The organism is Lentzea cavernae (assembly GCF_014653695.1).
GTDB classification, from domain to species: Bacteria; Actinomycetota; Actinomycetes; order Mycobacteriales; family Pseudonocardiaceae; genus Lentzea; species Lentzea cavernae.
Map to the genome: position 1 here is coordinate 19063 of NZ_BNAR01000013.1, position 13166 is coordinate 32228.

16 protein-coding genes are annotated in these 13166 nt (G+C 69.8%); 11 read left to right on the top strand and 5 right to left on the bottom strand.

Annotation, left to right across the window (positions count from 1 at the left end; genetic code table 11):
• Window positions 1–45: 45 nt before the first annotated feature.
• The 3 genes from IE307_RS33280 to IE307_RS33290 are packed head-to-tail and all read left to right on the top strand — an operon-like array spanning window position 46 to window position 3076.
• Window positions 46–1038 carry an efflux RND transporter periplasmic adaptor subunit gene (locus IE307_RS33280; RefSeq protein WP_191303387.1) on the top strand — a complete coding sequence of 331 codons (993 nt, stop codon included), beginning with the start codon at window positions 46–48 and terminating at the stop codon, window positions 1036–1038.
• Window positions 1038–1748, top strand: a complete 711-nt coding sequence (locus IE307_RS33285; RefSeq protein ID WP_191303388.1) for an ABC transporter ATP-binding protein — start codon at window positions 1038–1040, stop codon at window positions 1746–1748. The genes IE307_RS33280 and IE307_RS33285 overlap by 1 nt, the downstream gene beginning before the upstream one ends.
• Window positions 1748–3076, top strand: a complete 1329-nt coding sequence (locus IE307_RS33290; RefSeq protein ID WP_191303389.1) for an ABC transporter permease — start codon at window positions 1748–1750, stop codon at window positions 3074–3076. Before IE307_RS33285 ends, IE307_RS33290 begins: the two co-directional genes overlap by 1 nt.
• A 68-nt stretch (window positions 3077–3144) precedes the next feature.
• On the opposite strand, the gene IE307_RS33295 is transcribed toward IE307_RS33290, so the two are convergent.
• Together IE307_RS33295 and IE307_RS33300 are read right to left on the bottom strand one after the other, a co-directional pair.
• Window positions 3145–3930, bottom strand: coding sequence for an aldo/keto reductase (locus IE307_RS33295; protein WP_191303578.1), 786 nt, complete (start codon window positions 3928–3930; stop codon window positions 3145–3147).
• Between the two features lie 51 nt (window positions 3931–3981).
• Window positions 3982–4746, bottom strand: a complete 765-nt coding sequence (locus IE307_RS33300; protein ID WP_191303390.1) for an SDR family NAD(P)-dependent oxidoreductase — start codon at window positions 4744–4746, stop codon at window positions 3982–3984.
• Window positions 4747–4829: 83 nt separating this feature from the next.
• Here IE307_RS33300 and IE307_RS33305 point away from each other — a divergent pair, with 83 nt between their 5' ends.
• The 5 genes from IE307_RS33305 to IE307_RS33325 are packed head-to-tail and all read left to right on the top strand — an operon-like array spanning window position 4830 to window position 8241.
• The gene (locus IE307_RS33305; protein ID WP_191303391.1) at window positions 4830–5267 is read left to right on the top strand and encodes a MarR family winged helix-turn-helix transcriptional regulator; all 438 of its coding nucleotides are present in this window, start codon (window positions 4830–4832) and stop codon (window positions 5265–5267) included.
• A gap of 21 nt (window positions 5268–5288) precedes the next feature.
• Window positions 5289–6380, top strand: coding sequence for an acyl-CoA dehydrogenase family protein (locus IE307_RS33310; protein WP_191303392.1), 1092 nt, complete (start codon window positions 5289–5291; stop codon window positions 6378–6380).
• Window positions 6380–6982 (top strand): nitroreductase family protein, encoded by a 603-nt coding sequence (locus IE307_RS33315; RefSeq protein ID WP_191303393.1) that lies wholly within the window; start codon window positions 6380–6382, stop codon window positions 6980–6982. The genes IE307_RS33310 and IE307_RS33315 overlap by 1 nt, the downstream gene beginning before the upstream one ends.
• 9 nt (window positions 6983–6991) lie before the next feature.
• Window positions 6992–7789, top strand: coding sequence for a thymidylate synthase (locus IE307_RS33320; protein WP_191303394.1), 798 nt, complete (start codon window positions 6992–6994; stop codon window positions 7787–7789).
• Complete coding sequence (locus tag IE307_RS33325) at window positions 7786–8241, top strand: dihydrofolate reductase (RefSeq protein WP_191303395.1); 456 nt, start codon at window positions 7786–7788, stop codon at window positions 8239–8241. Before IE307_RS33320 ends, IE307_RS33325 begins: the two co-directional genes overlap by 4 nt.
• 160 nt (window positions 8242–8401) lie before the next feature.
• Here IE307_RS33325 and IE307_RS33330 read toward each other — a convergent pair whose 3' ends face one another.
• From IE307_RS33330 to IE307_RS33340, 3 genes are read right to left on the bottom strand one after another with little or no spacing between them, the layout of a single operon-like run.
• Entirely contained in the window at window positions 8402–8920 is a 519-nt protein-coding gene (locus IE307_RS33330) for a YciI family protein (RefSeq protein ID WP_191303396.1), read from the bottom strand.
• Entirely contained in the window at window positions 8920–9279 is a 360-nt protein-coding gene (locus tag IE307_RS33335) for an MmcQ/YjbR family DNA-binding protein (RefSeq protein ID WP_191303397.1), read from the bottom strand. Before IE307_RS33335 ends, IE307_RS33330 begins: the two co-directional genes overlap by 1 nt.
• Window positions 9280–9288: 9 nt before the next feature.
• Window positions 9289–10194 carry a proteasome assembly chaperone family protein gene (locus IE307_RS33340; RefSeq protein WP_229905317.1) on the bottom strand — a complete coding sequence of 302 codons (906 nt, stop codon included), beginning with the start codon at window positions 10192–10194 and terminating at the stop codon, window positions 9289–9291.
• Window positions 10195–10305: 111 nt separating this feature from the next.
• Between IE307_RS33340 and IE307_RS33345 the strand changes: the two genes are divergently transcribed.
• The 3 genes from IE307_RS33345 (at window position 10306) to IE307_RS33355 (ending at window position 13166) form a co-directional block, all read left to right on the top strand.
• Window positions 10306–10917 (top strand): DUF4230 domain-containing protein, encoded by a 612-nt coding sequence (locus IE307_RS33345; RefSeq protein ID WP_191303398.1) that lies wholly within the window; start codon window positions 10306–10308, stop codon window positions 10915–10917.
• A 70-nt stretch (window positions 10918–10987) separates the two neighbouring features.
• A complete protein-coding gene (locus IE307_RS33350) occupies window positions 10988–12592 on the top strand; it encodes a serine/threonine-protein kinase (RefSeq protein WP_191303399.1) in 1605 nt (534 codons plus the stop codon).
• Window positions 12593–12644: 52 nt separating this feature from the next.
• Window positions 12645–13166, top strand: coding sequence for a hypothetical protein (locus IE307_RS33355; protein WP_191303400.1), 522 nt, complete (start codon window positions 12645–12647; stop codon window positions 13164–13166).

The following is a 13166-nucleotide window of genomic DNA, read 5'->3' on the forward strand; positions in this document are numbered from 1 at the left end:
GGTGTCCTTATCGATAGGTTGGTCGAAACGACATGGGGGACATTCGTGCGCAAAATTCTTCTCGCGCCGCTGTGCGCGCTGGTCACGGTGGGCGTGGCGGCGTGCAGTCCGTCAGGTCCGGACCAGACCAACCCGGAACTGGCGCCACGCGGCACGACGATGACCAAGGTCAAGCCGACCAGGCAGGACCTCACCACCAAGCTCAGCATCTCGGGCAAGGTCGAGATGAACCCGACGTTCGGGCTCGTCGCGCCGGTCGAGGGCCAGGTGCGGTACTTCGACGTCCCGGCGCCGAACGGCACGCCGACCAAGCCCATCCGGGTCGCCACGGTGTGGAAGGGCCAGACGCCGAACTACGTCGAGGCGCCGGCCGGGTCCACGTTCAGCGGCAGGCTCGTCGACGACAAGGCCACGGTGACGGCGGGCATGCCGATCGCGTCGGCCAAGCACGTCGGCTACGCGCTCGTCGGCGACATCGACGGCCAGCAGGCGTACAAGATCAACGGCGCGCTGACCGACGTGACGGCGCAGATCAAGAACGGCCCCGGCCCGTTCCCGTGCACGGTGCTCGGCACGATCGCCGCGCTGCCGCAGGGAACCGTCCCGGAGAAGCCGCCGGTCACGCCGGACACCAAGGACGAGAAGAAGGACCAGCCCCAGCAACAGCAGCAGCCCAAGGACCAGCCGCAGCAGCCGAGTTCGTCCACGGGCCTGCGCATCGTGTGCACCGCGCCGGCGGACGTGCAGATGATCAACGGCGCCACCGCGTCGATCGAGGTCACCACGGGCAAGGCGGCGCAGGCGCTGGTCGTCCCGGTCGAGGCCGTCGCGGGCCAGCAGGGCAAGGGCAAGGTCGACGTCATCCAGCCCGACGGCTCGCGCCGCACCACCGACGTGGTGCTGGGCCTCACCGACGGCAAGGTCATCGAGGTCAAGTCGGGCCTCACGGGCGAAGAGGAACTCGCCGTTCCCGGCCCGAACCTGCCGGAGGGCCAGCAGCAGGGCGGCGACCAGCAGCAGAAGCCGACGGGACCGTGATGACCCAGTCCTTCGACCAGCCCACGGTTCAGGTCCAGGCACCGCTGCTGCAGCTGAACGGCATCACGAAGATCCTTAAGGGGCAAGGAGAACCGCGCACGATCCTGTCCGGTGTGGACTTCACCGTCCACCCGGGACAGAGCGTGGCGATCCTCGGCCGCTCCGGCTCCGGCAAGTCGACCCTGCTGTCGCTGATCGGTCTGTTCGACCGCGCCGACGAGGGCCAGTACTTCCTGCACGGCAACGACATCACGAAGCTCCCCGAGCGCAGGGCCGCGGCGTTGCGCAGCGCGGAGTTCGGGTTCGTGTTCCAGCGCTTCTTCCTGCTCAAGCACCTCACCGCGGCGCAGAACGTGGCGATGGCGCTCGTGAACGGCCAGGGCTGGTCGGCGCGGCGCAAGCGCAAGCAGCAGGTGATGGAGGCCCTGGAGCAGGTCGGCATCGCGCACCTCGCCAAGTCCAAGCCCACCAGGCTTTCCGGCGGCGAGCAGCAGCGCGTCGCGATCGCCCGCGCACTCGTGCGGCAGCCGCGCATCATCCTCGCCGACGAGCCCACGGGCGCGCTCGACACCGAGACCGGCAACCTCGTCGTCGAGGTGCTGCTCAACACGACCAGGCAGGGCTGCGGCCTCGTGCTGGTCACGCACGACCACGACCACGCGCGCAAGATGGGCCGCGTGATGGAGCTGCGCGACGGGCGGTTCAACTGATGCTTTCCGGCAAGTTCCGGTCCGCCCTGGTCATCGGCGGACAGGGCATCCGCGCCCGCAAACTGCGCACGTTCCTCTCGATGGTGTCGCTGTTCCTCGGCGTCCTCGCCGTCGTGGCGGTGCAGGCGGGCGCCGAGATCGCCGAACGCGCGATGCTCACCGACGTCGAGCTCCAGTCCGGCAAGGACGGCACGGTGATGGGCTACGTCCCCGGCGAGAAGGGCGCGCCGGGCATCGTGGAGTCCACGATGAAGGGCCGCACCGACGCCGTCGCGATGATCGGCTCACGGGCCATCATCGGCGAGCCGGGCGTGCGCCCGATCAACGAGGGCGGCATGCCGTTCGAGTACGCGGGCCGCGGCGGCGACTACTCGGGCCCCATGGTCTTCTGCGACGCCAACGGCACCTGCACCGAGCAGAAGCCGCAGGAGAAGAAGCCGGACGGCCAGGCCATCGAGGTCAGCATGGTCGCGCTGACCGGCGACATCCGCCCGTTCAAGCCGTTCCGCCCGGTCTCCGGCACCTGGCTCGAGTTCGGCACGGCACCCTCGCTCGCCCCGCGCATCGTGCTGAACGAGGAGGCCGCCAAGGGCCTGCGCCAGTACCGCGTCCCCGGCGAGATGATGATCGACGGCGCCACCCACCACGTGTCGCCGCAGATCCTCGGTGTCGTCCAGGACGGCTACTCGCAGCCCCGCATCTACATGCGCCTCGACGAGCTGCGCACGTGGATGCCCGCGGCCGCGGCCACCACCGAGGTCGACAGGTTCCGCGGCGGCGGCACCCAGCTCGAGCTGTACATGGAACCGGGCTCCGACGAACTGCAGCAGCTGCTCAAGGCCAAGCTCGCCGGCGCCGGCATCCCGCAGGACCAGATGCACTTCCAGGTCGTGAAGTCCAAGGAGCGCATGGAGTCCGAGCTGCGGATCATGCGACTGATCTTCCTCGGCATGGCGTTCCTGGTCCTGCTGATCGGCGTCGCCGGCATCCTCAACGTCGGCCTCGCCACCGTCGGCGAACGCGTCGAGGAGTTCGCCCTGCGCCGCGCCGTCGGCATGTCACGCCTGCTGCTCGCCGGCATCGTGCTCGCCGAGACCCTGCTGACCGGCCTGCTGACCGCCGCACTGGCGATCGGCGCGGGCGCGGCCGGGTTGCAGGTGGCGCTGATGATGTTCGGCAGCAGGTTCCCGTCGTTGCAGGGCACCGCTTTCCCGTGGGAGGCGGGCGTCGCCGGGGTGATCGCCGGGCTCGTCGCGGGTGTGCTCGGTGGGCTCATCCCGGCCATCCGGGCGGCGCGGATCCCGATCGCCACAGTCATGCGGGCCTGAGGCGCCCGTTACCGGCGAAGCCCGGACCGCGATCAAGCGGTCCGGGCTTCGTATTTTCGTGGGCGGTCCTAGTTGAGCTCGTCCGGGTTAGGCCCAATCCGGCCACCCCGGTCCAGAGTGGACAGAGCCTCCACCTCGGCGTCCGGCAGCTCGAAGTCGAACACGTCGATGTTCTCCTGGATCCGCGACGGCGTCACGGACTTCGGGATCACGACGTTGCCGATCTGCAGGTGCCAGCGCAGCACGACCTGGGCCGCCGACTTCCCGTGCGCCAGGGCGATCTTCTGCACGACCGGGTCGGTGAGCAGCTCGCCGCCCTGGCCGAGCGGCGACCAGGCCTCGGTCACGATGCCGTGCTCGGCGTTGAACGCGCGCACGTCGGCCTGCTGGAAGTACGGGTGCAGCTCGATCTGGTTGACCGCGGGCGCGACACCGGTCTCGTCGATCAGGCGCTTGAGGTGCGCGGGCTGGAAGTTGGAGACGCCGATCGCGCGGACGCGGCCCTCCTTCTGCAGCTCTACGAACGCCTTCCAGGTGTCGACGAAGTTGTCACGGGCCGGGGTCGGCCAGTGGATCAGGTAGAGGTCGAGCACGTCGAGGCCGAGCTTCTGCAGAGAAGCGTCGAACGCGCGCTTGGTCGCGTCGAAGCCGTGGTCGTCGTTCCAGAGCTTGGTGGTGACGAAGACCTCGTCGCGGTCCACACCGGACTGGGCGATGGCCGCGCCGGTGCCGGCCTCGTTGCCGTAGGCGGCGGCGGTGTCGATGCTGCGGTAGCCGGCCTTCAGCGCCTCGGCGACGGCCGGGGTGGCCTCCGCGTCCGGCACCTGCCAGACGCCGAAACCGAGCTGGGGCATGACGACGCCGTTGTTGAGCTTCACGGTGTTCAAAGCGGATTCCTTACCTGGTTACGGAATGAGCGTCGGTGCGGTGCCGCCGTCGACGCGCAACGCGGCTCCGGTCGTCGCGGACGACAGGTCCGACGCGACGTAGGTGATGAGGTTCGCGACCTCGTGGGGACGGATCAGGCGGCCCAGCAGCAGCGTGGGGCGTTCGGTGCGGACGAACTCCGCCTCGCCGCCCTCGCCGACGCGCTCGCGGATGAACTCCTCGACGCCGGGCGTGAGCGTGGGGCCGGGCAGCACCGAGTTGACGGTGACGCCGGTGCCCTTGACCTCCTGGGCCATGCCGCGCGACAGGGCGAGCTGCGCGGTCTTCGTCATGCCGTAGTGCACCATCTCGGTCGGCGTGAAGACGGAGGACTCGCTGCTCACGAAGATCACCCGGCCCCAGCCGCGCTCGACCATGCGGGGCGTGTAGTGCCTGGCCAGGCGGACGCCGGACATGATGTTGGTGTCGAAGTAGCGCTGCCACTCGGCGTCGTCGACCTCGAACACCGGCTTCGCGCCGTAGATGCCCAGGTTGTTCACCAGGACGTCCACGTCCGGCACCTGGTCCACGAGCAGGGCCGCGCCCTCGGCGGTCGCGAGGTCCGTCGCGACACCGCGCACGTCACCGGCGCCGCTGAGCTTGCCGACCGCTTCGGCCACGCGCTCCTCGGTGCGGCCGGTGATGACGACGGAGGCACCCGCCTTGAGCAGGCCTTCCGCCGTGGCGAAGCCGATGCCGGCGGTGGAGCCCGTCACAAGTGCCGTGCGTCCCGACAGATCCATGTCTCTCCCCGGTAGACTTGTTGAAGACGATTACAAGCGTACGCAATAGTTGCAGACGCTGTCTATTCGAGAAGGGTTGACCTATGTCACTGGACGACGACGCCGTCCAGGCGCGCGCACAGGGCTGGCGCACGCTCGCGGCGTTGCACGCGCGCATCGAGGACCGTCTCGAGAGAGCGCTGCAGAAGGCCCACGAGCTTTCTGTCAGCGAGTACACCGTTCTCGACGTCCTCAACCGCCAGGACGGGTTCCACCTTCGGATGAACCAGCTCTCCAACGCCGTGGTGCTCAGCCAGTCGGCCACGACGCGCCTGGTCACGCGCCTCGAGGACCGCGGGCTGCTCGCGCGCTACCTCTGCCCCACCGACCGCCGGGGCATCTACACCGAGGTCACCGACAAGGGCCACGAACTGCTGGCGCTCGCCCGCCCCACGCACGACGAGGTGCTCGCCGCCTCTCTCGACGAGGCTTCCGGCGCTCCGGAGCTCAAGCCACTCGTTGAGGCGCTCGCCAAGCTGTAGGTCGATGGGCAAGATCACCGCATGGATCTCCACGCCCTGATCCGCGTCGAAGCGCCGTTGGCCGAGCAGCAGCGCGCCCTCACCGGACCGGTGCTCACCGCGCTCGTCGACTCCGGCGTGCACCGCATGATCGCCCCGAAGCGCTACGGCGGCGCCGAGGCCGGCTTGCCCGAGTGGAGCCGCGAGGTCCAGGAGCTGTCGCGGGCCGACGCCTCGACCGGGTGGACCGCGATGACGACCACCACCTCGTCGTCGCTGGCCTGGTACCTGCCCATCGACGCCGCCGACGAGGTGTTCGGCGACCCGCGCGCGTTGATCGCGGGCACCGCCGCGCCGCTGGGCAAGGCGGTCGATGCTGACGGCGGTTACCGCGTCACGGGCCGTTGGGGCTGGGGCAGCGCCGTCTCCTACTGCTCGTGGGTCATCGGTGGCACGATCACGCCCGTTGGCCCACGTCTGGCCGTGTATCCCCGTTCGGACGTGACGGTGCACGACACGTGGCGCGCCGCCGGGCTTCGCGCCACCAGTTCGCACGAGTTCTCCGTCTCGGACGCCTTCCTCCCCGCCCGCCGCGCGGTGTGGCCGATCGGCACCACCCCCGGCATCGAGGGCCCGATCACGGTGTTCCCCTACTTCAGCTTCCTGGCCGTGGGCGTCGCGTCCGTGTGCCTGGGCGTGGCCCGCCGCGCGATCGACGAGATCGAGGCGCTGGCCGTCGAGAAGGTGCCGCAGTACGCGACGTCCCGGCTCGCCGAGCAGACCGGCGTGCAGATCGAGCTCGCGCTGGCGGAGGCGCGGTTGTCGTCGGCGGCGGCGTTCCTGCACGAGACGGTGAGCACCGCCTGGGACCACGCCCTCAACGGCGAACCGGCCCCGGACGCGGTGAAGGCACGGCTGCGGCTGGCCTGTTCGTTCGCCTCGGGCGAGGCGACGGACGTGACGCAGAAGGCGTTCGCGGCGGGCGGTGGCAGCTCCGTGTTCGAGTCGTCCGCCCTGCAGCGCTGCCTGCGGGACGTGCACGTGGCCGCGCAGCACACGGTGGTGTCGCGGCGGATGCTGGAGACCTACTCGATGCTCAAGCTGGGGCTCGCCCCGGACATGACGAGGTTCTGATGGACGCGCTCGAGGCGATCATGACCACGCGGGCGATCCGCCGGTTCACCGACGAGCCGGTCTCGCCGGACGACGTGTGGACCTGCCTGCGCGCCGCCCAGCAGGGACCGTCGGGCGGCAACGTCCAGCCCACCCGCTACCTGGTCGTCACCGATCCCGGCGTCCGCGCCGAGGTGGGCAGGCTCTACCGCAGCGCGTTCACGCGGTACACCTCCGTCGCTCCGGAGCGCACCGACGCCACCGGTGTGCGCATCAGCCGGTCCGCGAACCACCTCGCCGACACCCTCGGGTCCGTGCCGGTGATCGTGTTCTTCCTCATGCCGCGGCTGCCGTCGCTGGTGGAGGGCATCGACATCGGGCCGGTGCACGCGTCGGTGTACCCCGCCGTGCAGAACTTCTGCCTGGCGGCGCGGGCGCTGGGGCTCGGCACCACGCTGACCACGGTGATCAGGGTCTGCCACGACGAGGCGCTGGAACTGCTCGGCGTGCCCGCGAAGTGGGAGATCGCGGCGATGGTCCCGCTCGGCCACCCCGCCGAGCGCTTCTCCGTGGCGAAGCGGCGCGACGTGGCGGACCTGACGTCGTTCGACCGCTGGAGCTAGGGTGCGTCCATGCCCGACACGCAGTACGAAGACCTGCTCCGCCACGTCCTGGAAGAAGGCGTGCGCAAGGCGGACCGCACCGGCACCGGCACGCGGTCGATCTTCGGCCACCAGCTGCGCTATCCGCTCGCCGCGGGCTTCCCGCTGATCACGACGAAGAAGGTCCACTTCAAGTCGCTGGCGTACGAGCTGTTGTGGTTCCTGCGCGGAGACGCCAACGTCCGCTGGTTGCAGGAGCACGGTGTGTCCATCTGGGACGAGTGGGCCTCTCCCGAGGGCGAACTGGGTCCGGTCTACGGCGTGCAGTGGCGCTCGTGGCCGACCCCGGACGGCGGGCACGTCGACCAGATCGCGGACGTCCTCGAGACGTTGCGGACGAACCCGGACTCGCGCCGGATCATCGTCTCCGCCTGGAACGTCGGCGAGATCCCGCAGATGGCGCTGCCGCCGTGCCACGCGTTCTTCCAGTTCTACGTCGCGGACGGCAAGCTCTCCTGCCAGCTCTACCAGCGCAGCGCGGACCTGTTCCTCGGCGTGCCGTTCAACATCGCCTCCTACGCGCTGCTCACGCACATGATCGCCGAGCAGACCGGCCTGGGCGTCGGCGACTTCATCTGGACCGGCGGCGACTGCCACATCTACGACAACCACGTCGAGCAGGTCGAACTCCAGCTCAGCCGCGAGGCGCGCGAGTTCCCGACGCTCAAGATGGCTGAGGCACGTAGCTTGTTCGACTACTCCTACGAGGACTTCACGATCGAGGGCTACGACCCGCATCCCGGCATCAAGGCGCCGGTGGCGGTGTGATCGGCCTGATCTGGGCGCAGTCCGCGAACGGCGTGATCGGCCGGGACAACGCCATCCCGTGGCACGTCCCCGAGGACATGAGGCACTTCCGCGAGCTGACCGCGGGCTCGGCGGTCCTCATGGGACGCCGCACCTGGGAGTCGTTGCCGCCGCGCTTCCGCCCGCTGCCGGGGCGCCGCAACCTGGTGCTGTCGCGCACCGCCCAGGACGGCGCGGAGACGTTCTCGTCGCTGGAGAAGGCCCTTGCCGACGTCACCGGCGACCTGTGGGTGATCGGCGGGTCGGCGGTGTACGCGGCGGCACTGCCGTTCGCCGACCGGGTCGAGGTGACGGAGATCCGCGAGGAGTTCGAGGGCGACACCTGCGCGCCGGCTGTGGGGCGTGAGCCGGTCAGCGTCGGTGAGTGGCTGGAGTCGAGCAGCGGCCTGCACTACCGGTTCGTCCGCTACTAGGGCCTGTGTCGAAGTCCGGTTCGATGAGAGTCGCGCTTGGGGTGGTTCCTGGTGGTGCGGCCGGATGGCCCGCGTACCGGTGTTGTACGTGGGTCGTCCGGCCGTGCCGCCAGGGGCCGCCTCGGGCCCGGCTGTCGCGGATCAGACTTCGACACAGGCCCTAGCGGCGTCCGCCGAACTCCCACTCGTGCACCTCGACGGCGTCGTAGCGGCCGGCGGTCAGCACCGAGGCGGGGTCGGCCGACCTGACCAGCGCCGCCGTCCCCAGCCACGTCGTGCCGTCGTCGGACAGCAGCCGCCCGTACGCGATCAGCTCGTCGAGGCGGCCGGGAACGGTGTCGGGCTCACCCGACCCGAACCCGAGCACCAGGTGGCCGCCACCCTCGCGGCCGCCGGGGAAGTCCCCCACGGAGCGGCCGAGCACGTTGTCCCACCGGCGCACCAGCACGTCCCGGTAGCCGCCTGCCTGGTGGATCGGCTCGTCGAAGGCGAACGCGCGGGCCGCCGCCGCGTCCGGCACCTCGACCACGTGCACGCTGCCGGTGACCACGCCGTCCGCGAACGTCGGGCCGCGCGCGACGAGCTCGAAGCCGTCCATGTAGGACCAGTGCTCCTCGGCCAGCGCCTCGCGCAACGGCATCGAGCCGGGCCGGTCCCGGTGGTAGCAGAGGAACTCCATCAGCGGCGCCTCGCCCGCGCGTGCCAGGCCTCGACGATCAGCTCTTCCAGCTCCCCCACCTCGATGTGCTCCAGCCGCACCAGGATCGCCGGGTACCCGTTGAAGTGCGGCGTCGTGAAGTAGACCGAGTGGTCGGAGGCCAGCAGCGCCTCCTTGGCCCCGAGGTCGGGCACCCGAGCGGCCAGGATCGGCCCGGAGGGAGCGGCCGCGCCCAGCGCCGACAGGTCGGTCTTGCGCAGCGGCCGTTCCCAGACGAACAGCTTGTCCTTGACCCTCCAGTCGACGACGCCCTCGCGCACCCGCTCCGTGACGTCGGGCATGGCGGTGGCGATCCGGTGCACGTCGTCCCAGGTGGCCATCACTCGCTCCTACAGGTGGTCCGGCGGACGCTGCTGCTCGGCGAGGAACCGTTCGAACTCGGCGCCCAGTTCGTCCGCGCTGGGGATGTCGGTGTTGCCGACAGTCTGGATGAACGCGTCGTACTGCCGCTCGAGCGCTTCGACCACCTGGGCGACCTCTTCGGAGTCGGCGACCTGGCGGTGGATCTCGGCGTCGGCGGCCTGGGCGGCCTCGGCGAGCGAGCCGATGGGCAGGGCGAGGCCCGAGGCGCGGGCGACGGCGTCCAGCAGCGTCACGGCGGCGGCCGGGTACTGGGACTGCGCGAGGTAGTGCGGCACCTGGGCGGCGAAGCCCATGGCGTCGTGGCCCGCCTGGCCCAGGCGGAACTCCAGCAGGCCCGAGACGTTGCCCGGCACCTGCACGCGGTTGAAGAACGGCTGGTACTCCGACACGAGCTCAGGACGCGTGGCGTGACCGATGACGTTCAACGGCCGTGTGTGCGGCACGCCCATCGGGATGCCGTGGAAGCCCAGGGTCAGACGCACGCCCCAGCGGTCGATCAGCGAACGCACGGCCTGGATGAACGCCTCCCAGCCGCGGTCCGGCTCGGGGCCCGTGAGCAGCAGGAACGGGTGGCCCGCGCTGTCCCAGAGCAGGTGCACGACCAGTTTGGGAGCGGCGTAGTCCTCCCAGTGGTCGGTCGCGTAGGTCATCAGCGGGCGGCGCGAGCGGTAGTCGATCAGGCCGTCGACGTCGAAGCGCGCGACGACACGGCTCTCCAACGTCTCCAGCAGGTGTTCGGCGAGCAGACGGCCCGCGGCGCCGGCGTCCATGAAGCCCTCGAAGTGGTGCAGCAGCACCGCACCCGTGAGGTCCGGTACCTCCGAGTCCACCTCGTACAGGTTCTCCGGGTCCACCGCACGCCTCCTGATCACTAGCTCTAGTTTCGTCCAAAGCCAACCACGTGGACACCGAACTGATTCCGCACGGGTCGATTAGCCCATACGGACCGTGTGCGCGCATCAGCTCACGGGTACTCCAATGCCGTGTACAGGCGCTGGATCACGCGTGGAGCAGTTGTCGCGGCCGTCGTCATTCTCCTCGGCGCGGCCGTGTTCGTCTTCGGCCAATTCAGGCCCTTCGGTGACGAATCCATCGACCGCAGTCAGCCCGCGATGCTCAAGTCGGTGCGGGACCTGAGCCAGTACCACGCGGCGGCAGGCGAGTTCCAGGTCGTGCTCGACATCGAGAACGACGTGAAGTGGGTACCGGCGGCGCTGGCGGGCGAGCGCACGCTGTTCGTCGCGGCCGGGTCGGTCAACGCCTTCGTGGACTTCGGGACGCTCAAGGACGACGGGCTGGTCCTCTCGCCGGACGGGAAGACCGTCGAGCTGCGGGTGCCCAAGCCCCAGCTGGACAAGCCGAACATGCACCACGACAGGTCGTACGTCTTCAGCCAGGAGCGCGGCCTGATCAACGACCTGCAGGCGTTGGCGGGACCTCCTGACCAGCAGAAGTTCTACGTCGCCGCGGAGGCCAAGCTCGCGGAGGCAGCGAAGCAGTCGGAGCTGCTCAAGCGCGCCGAGGACAACACCCGCGTGATGCTCACCGGAATGCTGCAAGCACTGGGGTTCCAGGTGAAAGTCGTCGGCGACTGAGCCGAACCCCGGCGGCCTTTCCCGACGAACGTCCAGCGGTGACCCCATCGCTCCGGGATAGGATCCGTTGGTGGAAGACGATCTGATGGCCTGGGCACCCGCGCAGGGCGCTGCGCAGGCGCCCGAGATCGCGTTGCCCGGCTACAGCGCCTTCCGCGTGATCGCGCAGGGTGGCGAGGGCACGATCTACCGCGCCCGCCAGGACGGCCTCGGCCGCGACGTCGCGGTGAAGGTCCTGCAGGTCACGGATCCGGCCACGGTGGCGCGCTTCCGCCGTGAGCTCGCGATCACCGTCGAGCTGGGCCGCCAGCACCCGCACATCGTGACGGTGCTCGACACCGGCACGCTGCCGGACGGCCGCCCGTGCATCGTCATGGAGTTCTACGAGCGAGGATCGCTGCACGACCGGTTGCGCGCCATGGGCCCGTTGCCCGTGCAGGACGTGGTGGCAGCGGGCATCGCCGTCGCGGACGCGCTGGCGTTCGCACACGGGCAGAACATCCTGCATCGGGACGTGAAGCCGCAGAACGTCCTGGTGCTCCCGACTTCGTACGTCCTGGCCGATTTCGGCATCGCACGCGGCGCCGACGCCGGCCATTCCGCGTCACTGCAGATCCTCAGCTACCGGCACGCCGCCCCGCAGATGCTGGAGGGCGCCGCGCCGTCGTTCGCCGACGACATCTGGTCGCTCGGTTCGACGCTGTTCACGTTGCTGGAGGGCAAGCCCCCGTTCGCCTCGGACAACCCGGACGAGGACACGCTGCTGTCCTACATCGGCCGGGTCGGCACCGGTGAACCCCGCCCGCTCACCCGCTTCGACGTGCCGGCGTGGCTCGTCGCCGTGATCAACCGCTGCCTGCGCAAGGACCGCGCCGAGCGCTTCGGTTCGGCGCAGGAGCTGCGCGACGCGCTGACGGCGGCGAACTCGGGCACCGCGCTGTCCTCTGTGGACCCCGACGCGACGTCGATGCTGGGCGAGCGCCCCGAATTCTACCCGGAGGGCCCGACCGAGGCCCCCGGATTCGGCCCGCGCGGGTTCGTACCGGAACCAGAACCGGAACCCGAACCGGAGGTCGAGCGCGACGACTCGTGGCAGGGCCGGCTCGAGGACCTGACCTACCGGCACCACGACTTCGTCCCGCCACCGCCTCCCCGGCCGCAACCGGTCGCGGTGCTACCGAGCGTGGACCTGCCGCCGGTCGAGCCGATGACCGCGCCGGTCCGCAAGAGCAAACGCGGTGCGGTGCTCGCGTTGCTGGCCGTGATCGCGGTGACGGGCGGGCTCGCCGCGGGCATCTTCCTGAACCGCGGAGGCGACGGACAGCAGGCTCAACCCCCTGTGACGACAACGGCACCGCCCGTGCCGACGTCCGACTCCGCCGACGCCAGTCCGTCACCGAACAGCGACCCGAGGTTCGTCCCGGTGCTCAAGCGCGCCGAGTACGAGGGCAGGTCGATCGAGCTGGAGTGGACCGATCCGAGCGACGGCCGGGCCCAGTTCGTGGTGGTCGACGTGACCGGGGAGAAGCCGTACGCCGTCGTCACGGTGACCGGTGGGGGCACGAAGCACGTGATCGAGGACGGTGGCGGTGACCGCCGGTGCTTCCAGATCGCGGCGATCGGGGACAACGGGGAGCGCGGCGGATCCGCGAAGGTGTGCGCCAACAAGAACTAGTCGGTTCGGGCCAGTGTTGTTGCGTCCGCACGGATTGGCGTACGGTCCCCCGGTGCAAAGCGCTCGTTATGCCGGCCCACCGATGTTCGCCCGTGGAGGAAAGCGCCGCACACTCGTGGCGTGGGCGGCGATTCCACTCGTCATCGGCATCGGCATCGGCCTGCTGATCGGCGGAAACCTCCAGTCGAAGTCCCCCGAGAACACCGGCGCCACACCGACGGCACCCGTTGAGCCCGTTCAGCTCGAATACACGGACATGCCGTGCGACCCGGGCTCGTCGGTTCTCGTCCTGCATTCGCTGGAGGGTGCGATGCGGGCGGAGGACGTCAAGACTTTGCTGGACTACGAAACAATGTGGGTGCAGCACCGTGAGGGCGTGAACCCGGCGTTGCGCGGCCAGACCGCGTTCCTGAGCAGACGCGACGACGTGTGCTCCGCCATCGTCCCCAACGACACGAGGTTCACCCAGTTCGTGTGGCTCGGGCCGTTCCAGTCGGACATCGCGCCGTCGCTGTGCGAGGCGCTGCTCAAGGTCACGGGCAAGAACTGCATCCCGGCCCAGGTGGTCCGCTGA